Source organism: Thalassovita mediterranea, from assembly GCF_001458435.1.
In the GTDB taxonomy this organism is placed as follows: Bacteria; Pseudomonadota; Alphaproteobacteria; order Rhodobacterales; family Rhodobacteraceae; genus Thalassobius; species Thalassobius mediterraneus.
The window spans coordinates 341,050-359,972 of record NZ_CYSF01000007.1; the positions used below are offsets into that span (position 1 = coordinate 341,050).

The 18,923-nt window shown below is 59.1% G+C and carries 18 protein-coding genes; 11 read left to right on the forward strand and 7 right to left on the reverse strand.

Features of this window, described 5'->3' with window-relative positions; translation table 11 throughout:
- The first annotated feature begins 2 nt into the window (after positions 1–2).
- Entirely contained in the window at positions 3–3,404 is a 3,402-nt protein-coding gene (locus tag TM5383_RS09140) for an efflux RND transporter permease subunit (protein WP_058318721.1), read from the forward strand.
- Positions 3,405–3,475: 71 nt separating this feature from the next.
- On the opposite strand, the gene TM5383_RS09145 is transcribed toward TM5383_RS09140, so the two are convergent.
- Positions 3,476–4,339 carry a protein-disulfide reductase DsbD domain-containing protein gene (locus TM5383_RS09145; RefSeq protein ID WP_076400161.1) on the reverse strand — a complete coding sequence of 288 codons (864 nt, stop codon included), beginning with the start codon at positions 4,337–4,339 and terminating at the stop codon, positions 3,476–3,478.
- 142 nt (positions 4,340–4,481) lie between these two features.
- On the opposite strand from TM5383_RS09145, the gene TM5383_RS09150 reads away from it, so the two are divergent.
- On the forward strand, positions 4,482–5,051 hold the full coding sequence (locus tag TM5383_RS09150; RefSeq protein WP_058318723.1) for a YqgE/AlgH family protein: 570 nt from the start codon (positions 4,482–4,484) through the stop codon (positions 5,049–5,051).
- 23 nt (positions 5,052–5,074) lie between these two features.
- Here the strand turns inward: TM5383_RS09150 and TM5383_RS09155 are convergent, their stop codons facing one another.
- Positions 5,075–6,034: an L-threonylcarbamoyladenylate synthase gene (locus TM5383_RS09155; protein ID WP_058318864.1), complete on the reverse strand. Its 960-nt coding sequence runs from the start codon at positions 6,032–6,034 to the stop codon at positions 5,075–5,077.
- 116 nt (positions 6,035–6,150) lie between these two features.
- Here TM5383_RS09155 and TM5383_RS09160 point away from each other — a divergent pair, with 116 nt between their 5' ends.
- The 5 genes from TM5383_RS09160 to TM5383_RS09180 all read left to right on the forward strand — a co-directional run bounded on the left by TM5383_RS09160 (position 6,151) and on the right by TM5383_RS09180 (position 10,418).
- Positions 6,151–7,845: an acyl-CoA dehydrogenase gene (locus TM5383_RS09160; protein ID WP_058318724.1), complete on the forward strand. Its 1,695-nt coding sequence runs from the start codon at positions 6,151–6,153 to the stop codon at positions 7,843–7,845.
- Positions 7,846–7,862: 17 nt separating this feature from the next.
- Positions 7,863–8,915: an MBL fold metallo-hydrolase gene (locus tag TM5383_RS09165; protein WP_076400170.1), complete on the forward strand. Its 1,053-nt coding sequence runs from the start codon at positions 7,863–7,865 to the stop codon at positions 8,913–8,915.
- Positions 8,916–8,944: 29 nt separating this feature from the next.
- A complete protein-coding gene (locus TM5383_RS09170; protein WP_058318725.1) occupies positions 8,945–9,424 on the forward strand; it encodes a DUF6173 family protein in 480 nt (159 codons plus the stop codon).
- 95 nt (positions 9,425–9,519) lie between these two features.
- Complete coding sequence (locus tag TM5383_RS09175; protein WP_058318726.1) at positions 9,520–9,654, forward strand: aa3-type cytochrome c oxidase subunit IV; 135 nt, start codon at positions 9,520–9,522, stop codon at positions 9,652–9,654.
- A gap of 128 nt (positions 9,655–9,782) precedes the next feature.
- Entirely contained in the window at positions 9,783–10,418 is a 636-nt protein-coding gene (locus TM5383_RS09180) for a hypothetical protein (RefSeq protein WP_143570268.1), read from the forward strand.
- A 47-nt stretch (positions 10,419–10,465) separates the two neighbouring features.
- Here TM5383_RS09180 and TM5383_RS09185 read toward each other — a convergent pair whose 3' ends face one another.
- The 5 genes from TM5383_RS09185 to TM5383_RS09205 all read right to left on the reverse strand — a co-directional run bounded on the left by TM5383_RS09185 (position 10,466) and on the right by TM5383_RS09205 (position 13,712).
- The gene (locus tag TM5383_RS09185; RefSeq protein WP_058318727.1) at positions 10,466–10,798 is read right to left on the reverse strand and encodes an AzlD domain-containing protein; all 333 of its coding nucleotides are present in this window, start codon (positions 10,796–10,798) and stop codon (positions 10,466–10,468) included.
- Positions 10,791–11,534 (reverse strand): AzlC family ABC transporter permease, encoded by a 744-nt coding sequence (locus TM5383_RS09190; protein ID WP_058318728.1) that lies wholly within the window; start codon positions 11,532–11,534, stop codon positions 10,791–10,793. Before TM5383_RS09190 ends, TM5383_RS09185 begins: the two co-directional genes overlap by 8 nt.
- A gap of 109 nt (positions 11,535–11,643) precedes the next feature.
- Positions 11,644–12,669 carry a hypothetical protein gene (locus tag TM5383_RS09195; protein ID WP_058318729.1) on the reverse strand — a complete coding sequence of 342 codons (1,026 nt, stop codon included), beginning with the start codon at positions 12,667–12,669 and terminating at the stop codon, positions 11,644–11,646.
- Between the two features lie 22 nt (positions 12,670–12,691).
- Positions 12,692–13,162 (reverse strand): transcription elongation factor GreA, encoded by a 471-nt coding sequence (gene greA, locus TM5383_RS09200; RefSeq protein WP_058318730.1) that lies wholly within the window; start codon positions 13,160–13,162, stop codon positions 12,692–12,694.
- A 163-nt stretch (positions 13,163–13,325) separates the two neighbouring features.
- A complete protein-coding gene (locus tag TM5383_RS09205; RefSeq protein WP_058318731.1) occupies positions 13,326–13,712 on the reverse strand; it encodes a VOC family protein in 387 nt (128 codons plus the stop codon).
- An 80-nt stretch (positions 13,713–13,792) separates the two neighbouring features.
- Between TM5383_RS09205 and soxR the strand changes: the two genes are divergently transcribed.
- The 4 genes from soxR (at position 13,793) to TM5383_RS09225 (ending at position 18,913) form a co-directional block, all read left to right on the forward strand.
- On the forward strand, positions 13,793–14,278 hold the full coding sequence (gene soxR / locus TM5383_RS09210) for a redox-sensitive transcriptional activator SoxR (RefSeq protein ID WP_058318732.1): 486 nt from the start codon (positions 13,793–13,795) through the stop codon (positions 14,276–14,278).
- A gap of 194 nt (positions 14,279–14,472) precedes the next feature.
- Positions 14,473–16,125 (forward strand): electron transfer flavoprotein-ubiquinone oxidoreductase, encoded by a 1,653-nt coding sequence (locus TM5383_RS09215; RefSeq protein ID WP_058318733.1) that lies wholly within the window; start codon positions 14,473–14,475, stop codon positions 16,123–16,125.
- Positions 16,126–16,381: 256 nt separating this feature from the next.
- Positions 16,382–18,094: a tetratricopeptide repeat protein gene (locus tag TM5383_RS09220; protein WP_058318867.1), complete on the forward strand. Its 1,713-nt coding sequence runs from the start codon at positions 16,382–16,384 to the stop codon at positions 18,092–18,094.
- 9 nt (positions 18,095–18,103) lie between these two features.
- Positions 18,104–18,913 carry a 4-(cytidine 5'-diphospho)-2-C-methyl-D-erythritol kinase gene (locus TM5383_RS09225; protein WP_058318734.1) on the forward strand — a complete coding sequence of 270 codons (810 nt, stop codon included), beginning with the start codon at positions 18,104–18,106 and terminating at the stop codon, positions 18,911–18,913.
- Positions 18,914–18,923 lie beyond the last annotated feature (10 nt).

Below are 18,923 nucleotides of genomic sequence, written 5' to 3' on the forward strand. Positions count from 1 at the left end.
GCATGGTGCGTGATATCAGCCCAGTGGCCGGGGGACTCCTCTCTTACTTCACCCGCCACCCGACGGTGGCGAACCTGTTGTTGGTGGTCCTCCTTGTCCTCGGTCTGGCCGTCACGCCACAGATGCGGGCGCAGTTTTTCCCTGATGTGATTGTCGATGATGTGTCTGTCACCGTGGTTTGGGACGGGGCAGGGGCCGAAGATGTGGATGCCGGTATCGTGCAGGTGTTGGAACCTGCGCTGCTGGCAGTTGAGGGCGTGGAAAGTTCTGAAACGCGCAGTCGCGAAGGCCGTGCCGCCGTCAATCTGGAGTTTGAGCCGGGTTGGGACATGGGCCGCGCCGCCGATGATGTGCAGGCGGCGGTTGATGCCCTGACCACCTTGCCCGAAGAGGCAGAGGAGCCGACCGTGCGCCGTGGGGCGTGGCGGGATCGGGTGACGGATGTGGTGATCACTGGTCCGGTGGAAACCCGTCAGCTGGGTCTATACGCGGATGAATTTGTCGCGCGCTTGTTCACCGCCGGTGTCACCCGCACCACCATTCGCGGCGTTGCCGCGCGTGAGGTGCTGGTGGAGGTGCCGTCGATCAAGCTGATCGAACATGATGTAACCCTATCCCAGATCGCCGCCGCCATTGCCGAAGAGGTGGACGCCGCCCCCGCAGGCGACGTGACTGGCGCCAATGCGCGGGTGCGCACCGGCGTGGCCAAGCGCAGCGCCAGTGAGGTCGAACAGATCGTGTTGCGCCGCAATGGCGACGGGTCCAGCCTGACTGTCGGTGATGTGGCCAAGGTGATGGAACTGGGCGCAGATGGCACCCGCAGTTATTTCGTTGGCACCAACCCCGCGGTGTCGATCCGCGTGGACCGATCCGCCTCTGGTGATGCGATTGACATGCAGCATCGGGTGGAAGAGGTGGCCGAGGCGCTGCAATCGACCCTGCCGGATGGGGTGACCGTCGATCTGATCCGCACCCGGGCAGAGGCGATTTCAGGCCGTTTGGCGCTGCTCCTCGACAACGGGTTGATGGGGCTGGGGCTGGTGGTGTTGCTTTTGTTCCTCTTCCTCAACGCGCGCACCGCGTTCTGGGTGGCGGCGGGCATTCCGGTGGCGATGCTGGCGGCGGTGACACTGATGTATCTGGGTGGGCTGACGATCAACATGATCTCGCTCTTTGCGCTGATCATCACCTTGGGCATCGTGGTGGATGATGCGATTGTGGTGGGTGAACACGCGGACGCGCGTCTGCGCAAGTATGGGGAAAGCCCCGTTGTGGCGGCCGAAAACGCCGCGCGGCGCATGGCGATGCCGGTGTTTTCCGCCACGCTGACCACGGTGATTGCCTTTTTTGGCCTGACAGCGATTTCCGGTCGTTTTGGCGATCTGATTGCCGACATTCCTTTCACCGTGATAGCAGTATTGGCGGCGTCCTTGGTCGAATGCTTTCTGATCCTGCCCAACCACATGGCCCACGCGCTGAAACATCAGTACAAGGAGCATTGGTACGACTGGCCCAGCCGCATGGTGAACCGTGGCTTCCGCCAAGTGCGTGAACGCGCCTTCCGCCCCCTGATGCGTTTGGTGGTCTGGGCGCGTTATCCGGTGCTGGCGATGGCGGTTGTGCTGCTTGCGTCACAAATCGCACTGTTTGCCCGTGGCGACGTGAACTGGCGTTTCTTCAACGCGCCGGAGCGTAGTTCGGTGACCGGCAACTTTGCCATGCTGGAGGGCGCCACGCGTGAGGATTCGCTGGCGATGATGCAGGAAATGCAGCGCGCAACCGAGGCGGTGAATGCTCGATTGGCAGAGCAGTACGGTTGGCAGCCGGTGGATTACGTGATTACCGAAATTGGCGGCAACGCGGGTCGTCCGCTGAACGGGTCAGAAAATAAGGATGCCGACCTGCTGGGTGCGATTTCGATCGAATTGATTGATGCCGACCTGCGCCTGAAACAGGACGGCAGCCCCTATTCCAGCTTTGCCTTCGTGCGGGAGGTGCAACAAGAGGTGGAACAACATCCACTGGCCGAGACGGTTAGTTTTCGCGGATGGCGGTCTGGCCCAGGTGGGGATTCGCTGGACGTGCAACTGTCCGGTGCCAGCGCCGAGGTTTTGAAAGGCGCGAGTGAAGCGTTGCAAGCGGCCCTGGCGCAATACCCTGAGGTGTCGGCGCTAGAGGACAATCTGGCTTACGACAAGGAAGAGCTGATCCTAGAGCTGACCCCGCAGGGGCAGGCGCTGGGGTTCAGTATTGATGGGTTGGGGCAGGTGCTGCGCCACCGTTTGAACGGGATCGAGGCGGCGACTTTCCCGGATGGTCCCCGCTCTGCCGCGATCCGCGTAGAACTGCCTGCTGATGAGTTGACGGCGGATTTTCTGGAACGCACCCAGATGCGCAGCCCCAGCGGCAGCTATGCGCCGCTGTCAGATCTGGTCACCGTGCAAAGCCGCAGTGGCTTTTCCACCGTGTTGCGCGAAAACGGCGTGCGGCTGATTTCCGTCACCGGTGACATTTCCGAAGATGACCCCGCCCGCGCCGAAGAGATTGCGCAGGCGTTGGAGACCGAGATCCTGCCGCGTATCGCCAGTGAGCATCAGGTGGAATACCGTCTGTCTGGCCTGTCCGAGCAAGAAGACAGTTTCCTGCGCGATGCCCGCACCGGTCTGATCCTGTGTTTGACGGGGATCTATCTGGTCTTGGCTTGGGTCTTTGCCAGCTGGACGCGGCCTTTGGTGGTGATGGCGGTTATTCCCTTTGGCCTCGTCGGGGCGATCTGGGGGCATTATGTCTGGGATGTGCCGCTGTCGATGTTTTCGGTCGTAGGCCTTTTGGGTATGACGGGCATCATCATCAACGACTCTATCGTGCTGGTCACAACGATTGATCAATACGCCAAAGAGCGGGGGCTGGTGCCGTCGATCATTGACGGGGCGGCGGATCGGTTGCGGCCTGTGGTGCTAACGACGCTGACCACGGTTCTGGGGTTGGCGCCGCTGCTTTATGAAAGCTCCAGTCAAGCGCAGTTCCTGCGGCCGACAGTGATCACGCTGGTCTATGGGCTGGGGTTCGGAATGGTGCTGGTTCTGCTGGTGGTGCCTGCCTTGATTGCGGCGCAGGCTGACATTGGCCGCCAGCTGCGGGCGTTGCGGTTTGGGCTGAAAGCGGCCGAGTTGCGCTGGCCCCTTGGCGTTGCGCTGTCGGTCTTGGGTGGTTGGTTGGCGACGACGCTGGGCGCGGTTGCGCTGACTGGATCGTTGGCACCGTGGATTGTTGCGATCTGGCCTGCGTTGGCGGATGCAGGGCTAAGCCTGTCGTTTGTTCTATTCTTGGGCGGTTCAGCGGTGGTTGCGGTGTTGTCATATCTGGCGATGTTGGCACGTTTGGCGTTCTTGCGGCGCGCTTAACCGCGAGCTTTGGCATCAAAAAAGGCGCGTCAGGAACCCTGCGCGCCTTTTGATGTTATCTGATTTCTAAATTAGCTGGCACTGCAGCCCTGAATATCGACTGCGTGACGTTGGCCCAAAACCGTGAACCGCAGGCTGGATCGGTCAATCGCAATCGGGTCACCCTCGACATGGATCAATTCGGTGGTAACGGTCAGGGTGCTGCCCTTGCGGTCTGTCTTGGCCTCTGCCACCCAGATCAGCGGGTTGCCGGTTTCAACAATCGTGAATTCCGATCCTCCCGCGCTGGGCATATGAAGCGTCGCGGTCAGCGCAATGCCTTCGTAGGTGGGGGATAGCTGGCACTGTGCCTTGCGCACACCGGCCTTTTGGCTGGGCATTGGTTGATCGGCCAATGCGTCACGAATGCGGCTGTCCTGATCGTTTACGTCAGCAGGCAAATCCAATGAAACTGGCAAAGACACGGGAACGCAGACGTCCTTGCAGACGCCAAGACGCAATTGCCCGCGCAGTTTGATGGCTTCGCCTTGGGCGTTGGGTGTCAAAACAACAGGAATGGTCAGCGACTGATCATACCCAACAGAGCGCATACCGTTTTCCATGAACACGCCCGGGGTAGGCCATTGCGGATCAATTGCGGCCAGATTGTCACTGTTGTCCAGTTCGAACACCGGCGGAATACCGGCATCGCCGGGGGCGCGCCAATATGTTTTCCAGCCATCAGCCAACTGGATCTGTAGCGCAGCCATCCGGCTGCCGTCCTTACGCGGCCATCCTGGCAACACCGTCAAGTGTGCCATGTCCGCACTCCAGCTATCTGTGCTGGAGTAATTTGCCGCTGTGCTACTTTGTGCGGCAGTGGCCCCTGCGCCAAAGCACAAGAGCAGGCTGGCCCCAAGGGCGCTGGCAGTCGCTGTCAAACGGTGTGTCATCATACCTATTTATCTGGGCGATCCATTCGCATTTGCCAACTCACATTCCGGCGATTGAGATGTGACTGCGGTTTTTTCGTCGCGTCTGCTGGACCGTGGCATGATCCGTGCCTATCTTGACAGATAGAGAGGAGCGTTCACACGCATGAATTTGACCGGACAATTACTGATCGCAATGCCTGGCATGGGGGATCCCCGGTTCGAACACTCTGTTGTCTTGGTCTGTGCCCACTCTGACGAGGGGGCGATGGGGCTGATTGTCAACAAACCGACCGAAGATGTCGCGCTCGAAGACCTCTTGGAACATATCAAAATCCCCAAATCGCCTGACTCACCGCAGATGGGGGTGCATTTTGGCGGGCCTGTGGAAACGGCCCGTGGCTTTGTCCTGCATGGCAAAAGCTACCGCTCGGAATTGAATACGCTTGAGGTTTCAGGCGGCACCCCTGAGGCGGAATTTGGCCTGACTGCAACCATCGACGTGTTGGAGGATCTGGCGCGGGGCGAGGGGCCGCAGAATGCGATCGTGGCTTTGGGGTATTCCGGTTGGGGCCCCGGCCAACTGGAAGAAGAGATTTCGCTGAACGGCTGGCTGACCTGTAGTGCGGACCGTGAACTGGTTTTTGACACCGAGGATGAGGCCAAGTGGGAAGCCGCATTAAAAAGCATGGGGGTGGATGCCCTGTTGCTTTCGGCAGAGGCAGGGCACGCCTGATCTTCTAGCGGGGCTATCCGTTTTTAACGCGGCGCAGCGGCGCGGCGCAGCCGATCGTTGATCGCGCGCCCAAGGCCGGTTTCGGGGATCGGGGCAACGGCTATGCCCTCTGGTCCCATCGCGTCTAGTGCGTGCAGGTGTCCAAACAGATTCGCTGCTGCCTCGACCAGATCGCCAGCGGGCGACAGGTTCAGGGTGCAGTCCATCGCCCCAAATCCCAGCATGACCTCGCCTTCGACAACCCCTTCGGCGTTGAGGCGCACAGACGCGCCGGGCGCGTAATGCGATGTCATCTGTCCCGGCGCGGTCAGGGCATCGCCATTTTTATAGACCTCCAGCGGGTGCCCCAGACACTGTTCCAGCGCCTCTTGCGGGATGCCGCCGGGGCGTAGCAGGGTTGGGGTGCCAGCAAGCCCCAGAATGGTTGATTCCACCCCAACTGGGCAGGAACCGCCGTCCAATATTCCCTCAATCCTGCCAGATAGGCCTGCCGTAACATGGGCGGCAGTGGTTGGGCTGATCTTACCTGATGGGTTTGCAGACGGTGCGGCCACAGGGCCATCAAAGTGCCGTAGCAGATCCTGCGCCAGCGGATGCGCAGGAACCCGTACTGCCAGTGTCGATAGATCTGCAGTGACCAGTGGGGACAACCCGCTATCTGCGCGCAGCGGTAAAACCAGTGTCAACGCACCCGGCCAGAACGCCTGCGCGACACGATCGGCCACGTCGGACCATTCCACATAGCGTTTCGCCACCTCAACATCCGCAACATGCACGATCAAGGGATTGAAACGCGGGCGTCCCTTGGCGTCGAAAATGCGCGCAACCGCATGATCATTGCGTGCGTCTGCTGCCAATCCATAGACCGTTTCCGTCGGCATCGCGACCAATCCGCCATCCGCTAAAATTGCCGCTGCCCGTGCCACGCCGTCACGGCTGGCTAGCAGGTTTTCTGTGGAAATTGCGGAATATGGAGTGGACATAGTCAATGACGCCGCGTTTTGATTGAGTGGACATGGGGCACCGCCTAGGTTCCCCTGCAGGACAATTGCATACATGCGGCTAGAGCCGATTCCAAGCCGCTGCCAGGAGGAAAACCATGAGTTATCGCGCCCAGGTTGAAGATATCCGTTTCATCTTCAATAACATCGCCCCAGTTGAACAACTGAGCGCCACCGAGCGTTTCGCCGAGGTGAGCGACGACCTGTCAGACGCTGTGCTGGAAGGTATGGGCAAACTCACCGAGGAAGTGGTCTATCCGACCCTGCGCAATGGTGACCTGCAAGGCGCGTTTCTGGAAAACGGTGTTGTGCGCACCTCGCCCGGCTTCAAAGAAGCATTCGAAGCAATTTCCGAAGGCGGCTGGGTTGCTGTTTCCGGCGCTCAGGACCACGGCGGCATGGGCTTGCCTATCGCTTACACCACCGCGTTTAACGAAATGATGGCGTCGTCCAACATGGCGCTGGGCCTGTGCCCGCTGCTGACGCAGGGCCAGATCGAAGCCTTGGAGCATCATGGTTCCGAAGAGCTGAAAAATCTGTATCTGGACAAACTGATCAGCGGTGAATGGACCGGTACGATGAACCTGACCGAACCGGGCGCGGGTTCGGATGTGGGCGCACTGAAATCCAAGGCAGAGCCGCTGGACGATGGAACCTACGCAGTGACCGGCCAGAAGATCTTTATCACTTGGGGCGACCATGACTTTGGTGGCAACGTTTGCCACCTGGTTCTGGCACGTCTGCCTGGCGGTGCATCCGGCACCAAAGGTATCAGCCTGTTTATGGTGCCGAAATACCTGCCCGACGCTGATGGCAACCCCGGTGTGGCAAACGACCTGAAGGTTGTCAGCCTGGAGCATAAACTGGGTATCCACGGCTCTCCCACTGCAGTGATGCAGTTTGATGGCGCCAAAGGCTGGCTTGTGGGCGAAGAGCACAAAGGCATGGCCGCGATGTTCACCATGATGAACAACGCCCGTCTTGGTGTGGGCGCGCAGGGTGTTGGCGTTGCCGAAGGTGCCTATCAGAAGGCGCTGGACTACGCCAAAGAACGTGAACAGTTCGGCCCGATCGTCAACCACGCCGATGTGCGCCGCATGCTGGTTGGCATGAAAGCGGACACTTTTGCAGCGCGCTCGGTCGTTATGTCCTGCGCAGTTGCAATCGACATGGCCACCGCAACCGGTGCCGCAGAATGGAAAGCCCGCGCAGCACTGCTGACCCCAATTGCCAAATCCTTTGCCACTGAGGTGGGTATTGATGTGGCTGAACAAGGTGTTCAGATCCACGGCGGTATGGGCTTCATCGAGGAAACCGGCGCCGCGCAGTATAGCCGTGATGTGCGCATCACCGCGATTTACGAAGGCACCAACGGCATTCAGGCGATGGACCTTGTTGGCCGCAAGATGATGGATGGCGGCGAAGCAGCCAATGTTCTGCTGGATGAGATCGAGGCAGACGTCGAAGCAGCCCGCGCAGCGATGCCGGAATTGGCGGAACCTGTTTGGCAGGCGACTGAAACCCTCCGTGAAACAGTGGAATGGTTGGTCAGCCAGACAGACATGAACACCCGTTTCGCTGGTTCGGTGCCGTTCCTGATGGCCTTTGGCCGTGTTCTGGGTGGCTACTACCACTTGAAGGCCGCATTGGCCGAAGGTGGCGAAGGCCCACGTTCGAAGCTGGCGCGGTTCTACATCCGCCGCCTGCTGCCGCAGCACGCGTCCTATCTGGAACATGCGCGCGCTGGTGCAGACGACCTTTATGCCTTCACTCTTGAGGACCTCGAGGCGTGAGCCTTACAGCCACATCGGTGAAAACAGATCGCGCAGCCCTTAACGGGCTGCGTTATCCGTTTGAGACGCCGGAAAATGGTCAGGCAGTCGAAGTGGCCGAAGGCGTGTTGTGGATCCGTATGCCGCTGCCGATGGCGCTGGATCACGTGAATATCTACGCGCTGGATGAGGGGGACCATTGGACCATCGTGGATGCGGGCGTTTACAGCAAACGCACCATCGCCATGTGGGAGGCGCTGCTGGCCGGTGCCCTGGGTGGCAAACCTGTGGGCAAGGTGATCCTGACCCATCACCATCCTGACCATGTTGGCGCTGTTGGCTGGTTTCGTGACCGTTTTGATGCCGAGTTGGTCACCACCCGTACAGCTTTTCTAATGGCGCGCATGCTGATGTTGGACGTCGAAGACGCCCCAAGTCCGCAGGCGGTCACCTATTGGCAAAGTGCTGGTATGGCGCCCGAGGTGATGGAAAAACGGCTGTCGGAGCGTCCCTTCAACTTTGCTGATATCAGCCACCCGCTGCCGGTCGGTTACACCCGTGTGCAACAGGGGGATCAGATCCGTGCAGGGGGCCGTGATTGGGATGTGCATATCGGCAATGGGCATGCGCCCGAACACCTGACGCTGTGGTCGCGAGATGATAATTTGGTGATCTCCGGCGATCAGATCCTGCCCTCGATCAGCCCCAACATCGGCGTGCATCCTACCGAACCCGACGCGGACCCGCTGGGCGAATGGATGGAAAGCTGTGAACGCTTTCAATTGCTTGCCCGAGAGGAGCATTTGGTGCTGGGTGGGCACAAACGACCCTTCACCGGATTGCCGCTGCGGATGCACCAGCTGATCGAAAACCACCACGGCGGCCTGCGTCGTCTGCTGGATCACCTGTCTGAACCACGCACGGCGGTGGAGTGTTTTCCGCCCCTGTTCAAGCGTACGATTGATGGCGGAACCTACGGGCTGGCGATGGTAGAGGCGGTTGCGCATCTGAACCATCTGCTGCACACAGGACAGGTGAGCCGCACAAAACGCAGCGATGGTGCCTGGCTATGGCAACGCGCGGATCGTTGACGCGGCACACCAATCGGGAGGAGACACCAATGGAAGATGAAATCATGACCTCGGCAGAGGCGTTCGAGGCCAGCGCATTGCCGCGCCGCCATGAAGTGCATTCTGATCCTGATGCCCCAGCGGCCAAGGTTGATACCTCTGTGCCGGCATCGGTAACCGCGACACCTGTTCAAAAGAAAAGCCCTGCTCAATGGGCCTATGAACGGTTGGTTCTCTATATCCAGAACTTTGAACAGACGCTGGATCAGGACCATGAAGTTGCAATGGGTTTTGCCGGCAGCAGCGCGGGCGCCATGCGGATCGAGGGCTTGGGGTATTTTGACCCTGACCTGATCACCTATTATGGCAGTGACGAAACTGGCGCTCGTACTCAGCTGGTGCAGCACGTCAGCCAATTGAACGTGATGTTGCGCGCTCTGCCCAAACAGCCGGAAGCCCCAGAGGCCAAGCGCATCGGGTTCCGTCTGGCCGCAGATCTGGAAACGGCTGAGGGGGAAACCTCTGCCTGATGCCTGCTGCAAACTGACGTCGTGACAGGTCGGAAAAAATCGGCTACTCAACGTCGCAACAGGACAATGTCTAAAACTCAGCAAAGGACGCGAACATGGCTGAACATAAGCACGGTGAAATGAACATCGATGTGCAGGAAAAAACCTACGTAGGTTTCATCAACTATACCAAGTGGTCGGTCATCGTCATTCTGGCGCTGCTGGTCTTCTTGGCGCTGTTCAACAGCTGATCCACAGCCAGGTCCTTTGGCCTGTCGCCCCTGCCGTTCACGGCAATCGCAGGGCGTTTTGAATAGAGTTGGCCGTCCGCGATAGGGCGGCCTCATTTTTTTTCGGCACTTTTAACAATTGGTGTGTCATGCGCATTTTGATTCTGGCGGCGATTGCTGCCGTGGGCCTGTCTGGCTGTGTTGTGAAACAGGATCCTCCGGTATCGGATGAGGTGCTGGCCGCGTCGGTGTATCGTCATGATGGGCCGCCGCGCCTGACGTTGTTTACGATGATCAACAATCGCACCGGTCGTGGTGCGCATAGTTCGTTGATGGTGAACGGATCCCAGCGGGTGATTTTTGATCCGGCGGGGTCGTTCCGTAAGGGTGGGATCGTGACGCGGGATGACGTTGTTTATGACGTGACCCCGGGCTTGGCGGATGTTTACACCCGCTTTCATGCCCGCAAGACCTACCACGTGGTCGTCCAAGAGGTGGATGTCACCCCAGAAGTGGCAGAGGCTGCATTGCAGTTGGTGATGGCACGGGGCGAGGTGGCAGATGCGATGTGTGCCAATTCGACCTCGGAAATCCTTAGCAAATTGCCCGGCTTCGAAGGTATTTCGCGAACTTGGTACCCCAAGAACCTGTCTGAACAGTTCAGTGAAATTCCGGGGGCGACGCGCTCGGAATTGTATGAATACGACGATGGTGACCGGTTCAAAGCGCTGGAAGCTTTCGATGCCACACGGGTCAAAGAAAACATGGCAGCCAACGGCCATTAAACCGTTGGCGCGCCGTTGTTTCAACGCCGTCCCCTAAGGGGCGGCGATCATCCCAGCAGATACAATAGGCTGAACAGCGTTACCGCCCCAGCCAGCATCGCAAACAGTACGTTTTTCGTTTTGTATCCCACAGCCAATGCTGCCACTGCCGCGGTAACGCGAGGGATGTCAAATTGCCCATCTGTGGCAGAGGGCCAAACGACCAGCGGAGCCACAAGGCCGGGCAGGATCGCTACCGCAGTGTAACGCAGGTGCCGCAGCAGCCATTCTGGCATCGGGCGATCCCCGATCAGCCCCAGAAAGGTGAATCGCAGGCAGAAACTGCCCAGGCCCAGCCCGATGATAACGGTCCATAGCGCGGTATCAGAAATCTCAGTCATCTGCGCCTCCTGTTTGGGGAACCTGACGTTGTTCCAGCCACAGTTCTACCTGTGCGCCAATGATCATTGCGCCGACACCGGCAACCATCAGCCCCAGATTGAAGGGCAGAAAGCTGAACACCAACGACAGCACAACCGACGCCAGCGCCGCCGCGCGGTGGGCACCGGTGCGCAGCATGGGGCCGATCATCGCGATAAAGGTAATCGGCACGGCAAAATCCAGCGCCAGACCGTCCGGCACACCATTGCCCAACCATGCGCCAAAGGCGGTGGCCGCGTACCAAAGCGGGCAGATCATCACCACGGTGGCAAAGAAATAGGTCACTTTCTGCTGGCTGGTCCATTGCGGGTTCCGCTCATAGGCGGCGATGGCGCAGGCGTAGCTTTGATCCAGTGTGAAATAGGCGATGAACACCCGCTGCCACATCGGTGCAGCGCCCAGATGCGGGGTGAGGGAAGCAGAATACATCATCATGCGCAAGTTCACCGCCAGTGCGGATGTCAGCACCAGCAGGGTCGGGACATGTTCATTCAATAGCTGTAGCGCGGTGAATTGCGCTGCCCCAGCGATGACGACGACGGAAAAGCTCAGCGCCTCAAACATGTTGAGGCCCGCCTCTGCCGCCAGAACGCCGAACAGCATGCCGAAGGGAATAATGACCAGCACAAAGGGCAGACCATCGGTCAGCCCCTGCCGCAGCGGGCTTTGCGCCAGTGAGGCTTGATTTGCAGACATAGTTAACCTGTGTGAAGTATTTTTCTCTGCTTACGGTGCCAGCACCGGGGATGCAATCCGAAGCTTGCGCAAAGGTGTGGCGCGACCCACAGGTTCAGGAACTGTGTATTTAGTCGAAAATGCCGGCAACCCGGCCCAGCAACATAAAGGCGCGCGCGGTGCGCGTTTCGGACAGGGCAGTGATTTCCGTGTCCGTTGCGGTTTGTTCAAATGACTGGATCATCCGGTCATAGCTGCGCAGGAAATGGTGTGCAGCATCGCGGAACACCGGATCTTGTTTCATTCGTCCCGCGGTCAAGGCCAGCGAACTGCGATCATGAATGCCGCCGATCTTGGCCACCGTACGGCCGCGTTCACCGGCGGCGAAACGACGCCAGATTTCGGGTTTGCACAGGTCAGGGCGCAGGTCATCCATGTAAATGCCGTCCTGGCTAAGCAGGGTCAGCACATCCTGACTGGCCTGTATCAGGCGGGCGGCCTCGCGGTCCTGAAGGGCGCGGCGCAGCGCGGCAAAACCTTCTTCGTCCTCGGCTGTATCGGGAAAATTCAGGGCGCGCACAAAAACCGCTCGCGGCAATGGCGGGTGCAGTTCTTCGGCTGGGGTGCCTAGGGGCAGGTCGGCCTGATCTGCGTTGTCTTCCGGTTGCGGATCGGCGGGGCGCAGGGTTTCGCGGTCGCGGCTCGAGGAAAAGGTGGCCAGCGCGGTTTCGGTCTTGCGCTGTGCGGCGGCGATTTCGTCCAGTTTGCGGGCCACAGTTTCGCCGCCCTGCGGATGGCCGCTGGCCTGCGCAGATTGCGCCACATAGGCCTGCCGGATCGCATCAATGGCCGATTGCAGGCGCGCGCTCTCTTCGCGCATCACACGGCTGGATCGGGCGGCGGTGGCGCCGACCCAGATCATCGCCACAGGCAGGAAAATCACCAAGAGTGTCATCAAAAAACGCAGGCCGTCAGGGCCTGCGTTTGCAGCTACATTGGGATCAGGGCGTGGCAAGGACAGGAAAAACCAGCCAGAACCGGCCATCCACACAATACTCAACCCTGCCGCGACCAGTTCAAAACCGGTGATTCGGGATTGGCTGGGCTTGTTATAAAGTCCCATCGGGGTGGCGGTACTGCTGCGTTTGTCTGCCATGGCCGCGACCCGTTCTTTCGCCTTAGATATATTCGATCTTCAGCACTTCGTAGGACCGCAGACCACCGGGGGTGCGGACCTCGACGCTGTCGCCGTCTTCCTTGCCGATCAGGGCGCGGGCGAGGGGCGATTTGATGTTCAACAGACCCTTTTCGATGTTGGCTTCATATTCGCCAACGATCTGCCAGACCTTCTCTTCGTCGGTGTCTTCATCGACCAGCGTGACAGTGGCGCCAAACTTGATCGAGCCGGACAGACCCGCAGCGTTGATCACATCGGCCAGTGAAATCACGCCTTCCAGCTCTTTGATGCGGCCTTCGATAAAGCTCTGCTTTTCGCGGGCGGAGTGGTATTCGGCGTTTTCCGACAGGTCACCCAGTTCGCGTGCCTCTGCGATCGCCTGAATGATTGTAGGGCGCTCAACAGTTTTGAGGTGCTTTAGCTCGGTTTCCAATGCGGTGAAACCGGTCGGGGTCATCGGTATTTTTTCCATGGGCCCTTTTCCATGAGAAGGGGCGGCGGATGCGCGGGGCACCCGCCGCCCTGTGGTTGTTATTTGTCATTTACCTGACCCAAAGCGGGGGCGGATTGCAAGGGGCAGGGGGCTGCACGGCAGAATTTCCGCTGAAAGCTGCGGCGCCTGTGCGCGATTTGCGTCAGTTGGTGTAGCTGACAACCTCAAATTCGATGCCGTTGTCATCGTTGAAATAGAACCGGCGACCGGGTTCATAATCCGCATGGTGATGCGGGGTGAAGCCTGCGCGGCGCACCTCAGCCTCTGTTGTGTCCAGATCTGTGACCACCACGGCCAGATGGTTGAGGCCACCGATGGTTTGGTAGCTGTCATCCGCTGAGGTCCCGGCGCCATCGCGAGGTGCATAAAGCGCCAGATAGCTGTCCGCGCCGCCTATGTGTATGGAATGCCCGCCCGATATCGCATCGCCCTGCCAGCGGATATGCCAGCCGAACACTTGCTCCATCCATTGCGCGGTGGCTGCGGGGTTGGCGACGGTGACGTTGGCGTGTTCCAGAATGGCCTGCATCTTTGTTTCTCCTGAGGTGTTTGATTTTCAGATGCTTGCAGCTTAATTTCTAAAGTATACTTTAGGTAAAGGTCGAAGCTATGAGCAAAAACAGAAGGTTAGCGATTCGATCAGGTTTGACGATCGGTGATTTGGCGGCGCGAACGGGGTTGGCGGTTTCGGCTATCCGGTATTACGAATCTGAAGGTCTTGTTCATCCATGGCGCAACGCAGGCGGCCAGAGGCGGTTTGAACGGGCCGACATCCGGCGGCTGTCCTTCGTCATGGTGGCGCAGCGGTTCGGCTTTTCGATTGCGCGGATCCGCGAGGTCATGCAGGCGCTGCCCGATCAACGCACGCCGACCGCAGCCGATTGGCGTAAGATTTCCACCGGATTTCGCGCGGACCTTGATCAGCAGATCGCAGCTTTGGAACAGATGCGGGACAAGTTGGACGGCTGTATCGGCTGTGGGTGCCTGTCGATGAAGGCTTGCGCACTATATAATGACGGCGATGTGGCGCAGAAAAACGGTGCCGGCCCCCGTTATCTGTTGGGCGATACGCCACCGGATGGTGACGCCAAATAAGCGGCAATCGACGCCGCGGCGCAGCAAGGCGCAAAATGTCGCGAAACAGCCGGAAATAGCGTGGCATCATTGGTTTATCAGGGTTTAGTGCCCTGACCCGTTCTTTTAACGCATCGTCGCGATTGACGAACAATGCTGCGGCGCGCTAATCACGGGCGAAATAATGTTACGCGCGCACCCAAGGAGGGCCACCCATGTCGGAAATCGAACGGGAAGCAATGGAATATGACGTTGTCATCGTAGGTGCAGGCCCTGCTGGTCTGTCGGCTGCGATCCGTCTGAAACAGCTGGATGCCGATCTGAACGTTGTTGTTCTGGAAAAAGGATCGGAAGTTGGGGCGCACATCCTGTCCGGCGCGGTTCTGGACCCTTGTGGTCTGGACAAGCTGATCCCTGACTGGAAAGAAAAAGGCGCGCCGCTGAACGTGCCTGTGCGCGAAGACAACTTCTACATGCTGGGTGAAGCGGGCGAAGTACGCATCCCCAACGCACCGATGCCGCCGCTGATGAACAACCACGGCAACTACATCGTGTCGATGGGCAACGTCTGCCGCTGGATGGCCGAACAAGCCGAAGAGCTGGGCGTTGAGATTTTCCCCGGTATGGCGTGTTCCGAACTGGTCTACGGTGACAAGGGCGAGATCAAAGGCGTTGTTGCCGGTGTCTTCGGCCTGGAAGCAGACGGTTCTTACGGTCCGGGCACCGAGCCAGGCATGGAACTGCACGGTAAATACGTCTTCCTGTCGGAAGGTGTACGTGGTTCGCTGTCGAAAGAAGTGATCGAACGCTACGGTTTGTCTGACGGCAAAGAGCCGCAGAAATTCGGCGTGGGCATGAAAGAGATCTGGGAAATTGAGCCCGCCAAGCACAAAGAGGGCACCGTCACCCACACCATGGGGTGGCCGCTGGGCTCCAACGCGGGCGGTGGTTCGTTTGTCTACCACCTCGACAACAATCAGGTTTACGTCGGCTTTGTTGTTCACCTGAACTACAAGAACCCGCACCTGTTCCCCTACATGGAATTCCAGCGCTTCAAGCATCACCCGATGATCGCCGAACTGCTGAAAGGTGGTAAGCGCGTGGCCTACGGTGCGCGTGCGATTTCCGAAGGTGGCTATCAGTCGATGCCGCAGATGGTGGCACCCGGCGTGGCGCTGCTGGGCTGTTCGGTTGGCATGGTGAACGTGCCGCGCATCAAGGGTAACCACAACGCCATGTTGTCGGGCATCGCGGCGGCTGAGGCCGCAGAGCGCGCGATCAAAGCAGGCCGCGCCAGCGATGAGTTGCACGACTATGAGGAAGAGGTCCGCAAGGGCGAGATCGGCAAAGACCTGAAGAAGGTCCGCAACGTGAAGCCGCTGTGGTCCAAGTTTGGCCTCACCGCTTCGTTGACGCTGGGCGGATTCGACATGTGGTTCCAGACCCTGACCGGCGGTTTTTCGCTGTTCGGCACGCTGAAGCACGGTAAAACTGACGCCGCCGCGACCGAACCGGCATCGGTGCACAAACCCATCGATTACCCGAAACCCGATGGCGTGCTGAGCTTTGACCGTCTGACCAACGTCAGCTTCTCCTTCACCAACCACGAAGAGAGCCAGCCGCCGCACCTGCAGCTGGCCGACGCTTCTGTGCCGATTGGGAACAACCTGCCTATGTATGACGAGCCGGCGCAGCGCTACTGCCCTGCAGGTGTCTACGAAGTGGTTGAAAAGGAAGGCAAGAAAGAGTTCGTGGTCAATTTCCAGAACTGTGTTCACTGCAAAACCTGCGACATCAAAGACCCGGCGCAAAACATCACCTGGGCCTGTCCGCAGGGTGGTGAAGGTCCGAACTATCCCAACATGTGATCGCTACGCGATCCTGTTGCATTTCATTCAAAGGGCGCTGGTTTTCAGCGCCCTTTTTCGTGGGCTTATGCGAGGGAGTTGCGCGTCGATTACTCACGCGGTTCTCACCAAGATGTCAGCGCGCGCCAGAATCCGCCTGTTGCGATTGCCTTTGACGGGACGCACGTTAATCTGGTTCGAGCAGCGTGGAGGGCCGCGCCTGATCGGGCGTTGAACAGACGTTGAACAGATAAGGACAGCCAAGGGGATGGAGACTATGCGCAAAACGCTTTCGGGATTGGTACTGGCCGCAGTTATGGGGTTGGCACCTTTGGCACCTGCTGCTCAGGCTCAGGGGCTGGCCGGGGCCTATCTGGCTGCGCGACACGCTGGGATGTCCGCCGATTTTGAGGCCGCTGCTGATTATTACACCCGTGCGTTGGCCCGCGACCCACATAATGTTGAGCTACTGGAATCAGCGACCCATGCGCAGCTGGCGTTGGGCCATCTCGAACGGGGCGTTCCGATTGCCCGTCGCTTGGATGCCGAAGGTCTGAGCAGCCAGATCGCGAATATGGTTCTGATGGCGGATGCTGCAGCCAAGGAAGATTACACCACGCTGTTGGCCCGTACCGAAGACCATCACCGCATTGGCCCGTTGTTGGATGGCCTGATTTTGGCTTGGGCCCATATGGGAGCGGGGAATGTGACCGCCGCGATGGAAAAATTCGATGCCATCTCGAAAGAGCGGGGCATGACCGGCTTTGCGGATTTCCACAAAGCGCATGCGTTGGCGTTGGTTGGGGATTATGAGGCCGCGGACAAAATCCTGTCTGACCCTTCCCTCAACGGATTGAACACTATGCGCCGCTCGGTGATTGCGCGTTTGGAAATCCTCAGTCAGCTGGAACGCACCGATGATGCGCTGAAGCTGCTCGCGATTCAGTTCGGCACCGATCTTGATCCTGAGCTGAGTGCGCTGCATGACCGCCTGAGCGCGGGCAAAACGCTGCCCTTCACATCTATTCAAACGGCGCGCGATGGTTTGGCAGAGGTGTTTTACACCATTGCATCAGCTCTGCGCTATGAGGCCGAAAGCGATTACACCCTGCTGTATTCCCGTGTCGCAGAATACCTGCGCCCAGATCACACAGAGGCTGTGCTGTTGTCTGGTGGGTTGCTTGATTCCCTGCAGCTTTACGATTTGGCCGTAGAAACATACGCTCGTGTTGAAACCGGCGATCCTTCTTATCATGCGGCAGGGCTTGGGCGTGCAGACGCATTGCGTCGTGGCGGCCATCTGGATGAGGCGGCCGAGGTTCTGACCAGCCTCATTTCCACGCATGGCGATTTGCCGATGGTATATGTGACGCTGGGCGATCTGCGACGTCAGACCAAATCCTATGACGAAGCGATCCGGTCTTATGATGCGGCGCTGGCGCTCTATGAGGCGGATCAGCCAAATCAATGGTTTATCTACTATGCCCGCGCCATCTGTTTTGAACGTCTAGATCGCTGGACGCAGGCCGAAGCAGATTTCCGCAAAGCGCTGGAGCTGAACCCTGATCAGCCGCAGGTGTTGAACTATCTGGGATATTCGCTGGTCGAAAAGCGTACCAACCTGGACGAGGCCTTGGCGATGATTGAGCGGGCCGTCGCTGCGCAGCCTGACAGCGGTTACATCGTCGATTCGCTGGGCTGGGTCCTTTACCGTTTGGGGCGCTACGAAGAAGCGGTGCCTTACATGGAACGTGCCGCTGAACTGATGCCTGTCGATCCTGTCGTGAACGATCACTTGGGCGATGTCCTGTGGGCGGTAGGCCGTCAGCGCGAGGCAGAGTTCCAGTGGAAGCGCGCTCTGTCCTTTATTGACCCCGACGACATTCCGACCGATATCTCCCCTGAACGGGTACGGCAGAAATTGGCCATCGGTCTGGACGCTGTGCTGGAACAGGAAGACAGCGACGTGTTGCGCGCCGCTAAGGACTGACCTTATCGCATGACTGCACTTCAGGGGCTCGCCCCGGCCAAAATCAACCTGACCCTGCATGTGACAGGGCAGCGGGATGATGGGTATCATCTGCTGGATTCGCTGGTGGTTTTCGCTGACATGGGCGACCGCCTGACCTGCAAACTGGGCGAGGATCGGCTGACAGTCGATGGGCCCATGGGGCAGGGGGTGCCGTTGGGGCCGGACAACTTGGTTCGCCGTGCAGCAGCACTGATGGGTGTTGAGGCTGCTATTCATCTGGAAAAGCATCTACCTGCGGCAGCAGGCATTGGCGGCGGATCGTCTGATGCGGCCTGCGCGCTGCGCATGTTGCGGGAGCTGACCGGCAAAGAGGTTCCGGATCAGGGGCTTGGCCTAGGGGCAGATGTGCCCGTTTGCATGATCGCTCGCGCCGCCTTCATGCGCGGCATTGGCGAGGATGTGACCGCGGTTGATCTGCCCCCATTGCACGCAGTGTTGGTCAATCCGCGCGTGGCGGTGCCCACGAGCGCGGTGTTTTCCGGTCTGGCAAGCAAGGTAAATCCAGCGATGCCGCCCCTGCCTGATGGTTTGCCTGCGGCGGATCTGATCCAGTGGATCGCGGCGCAGCGTAATGATCTGGAACCGCCTGCGATCACCGCGCAACCGGTGATTTCCGATGTGCTGGCGGCATTGCGCCAGACTGGCGCACAGTTGACGCGAATGTCGGGATCCGGGGCGACCTGTTTCGGCCTGTATCCAGACGCAAAAAGGGCGGCTGATGCCGCCCAATCCTTACAACACTCGGGTTGGTGGGTCGCCGCAACGGTGTTGCGCTGACCCATTACAG

Bases quoted from the DNA above. Each gene is read 5' to 3' on its own strand.
- TM5383_RS09145 (WP_076400161.1), bottom strand. From the start codon at position 4,339: ATGATGACACACCGTTTGACAGCGACTGCCAGCGCCCTTGGGGCCAGC.
- TM5383_RS09190 (WP_058318728.1), bottom strand. From the start codon at position 11,534: ATGTCTGCAAATCAAGCCTCACTGGCGCAAAGCCCGCTGCGGCAGGGG.
- TM5383_RS09180 (WP_143570268.1), top strand. From the start codon at position 9,783: ATGCGCATTTTGATTCTGGCGGCGATTGCTGCCGTGGGCCTGTCTGGC.
- TM5383_RS09195 (WP_058318729.1), bottom strand. From the start codon at position 12,669: ATGGCAGACAAACGCAGCAGTACCGCCACCCCGATGGGACTTTATAAC.
- greA (WP_058318730.1), bottom strand. From the start codon at position 13,162: ATGGAAAAAATACCGATGACCCCGACCGGTTTCACCGCATTGGAAACC.
- TM5383_RS09185 (WP_058318727.1), bottom strand. From the start codon at position 10,798: ATGACTGAGATTTCTGATACCGCGCTATGGACCGTTATCATCGGGCTG.
- TM5383_RS09205 (WP_058318731.1), bottom strand. From the start codon at position 13,712: ATGCAGGCCATTCTGGAACACGCCAACGTCACCGTCGCCAACCCCGCA.
- TM5383_RS09150 (WP_058318723.1), top strand. From the start codon at position 4,482: ATGAATTTGACCGGACAATTACTGATCGCAATGCCTGGCATGGGGGAT.
- TM5383_RS09170 (WP_058318725.1), top strand. From the start codon at position 8,945: ATGGAAGATGAAATCATGACCTCGGCAGAGGCGTTCGAGGCCAGCGCA.
- soxR (WP_058318732.1), top strand. From the start codon at position 13,793: ATGAGCAAAAACAGAAGGTTAGCGATTCGATCAGGTTTGACGATCGGT.
- TM5383_RS09220 (WP_058318867.1), top strand. From the start codon at position 16,382: ATGCGCAAAACGCTTTCGGGATTGGTACTGGCCGCAGTTATGGGGTTG.
- TM5383_RS09175 (WP_058318726.1), top strand. From the start codon at position 9,520: ATGGCTGAACATAAGCACGGTGAAATGAACATCGATGTGCAGGAAAAA.
- TM5383_RS09160 (WP_058318724.1), top strand. From the start codon at position 6,151: ATGAGTTATCGCGCCCAGGTTGAAGATATCCGTTTCATCTTCAATAAC.
- TM5383_RS09140 (WP_058318721.1), top strand. From the start codon at position 3: ATGGTGCGTGATATCAGCCCAGTGGCCGGGGGACTCCTCTCTTACTTC.
- TM5383_RS09225 (WP_058318734.1), top strand. From the start codon at position 18,104: ATGACTGCACTTCAGGGGCTCGCCCCGGCCAAAATCAACCTGACCCTG.
- TM5383_RS09215 (WP_058318733.1), top strand. From the start codon at position 14,473: ATGTCGGAAATCGAACGGGAAGCAATGGAATATGACGTTGTCATCGTA.
- TM5383_RS09155 (WP_058318864.1), bottom strand. From the start codon at position 6,034: ATGTCCACTCCATATTCCGCAATTTCCACAGAAAACCTGCTAGCCAGC.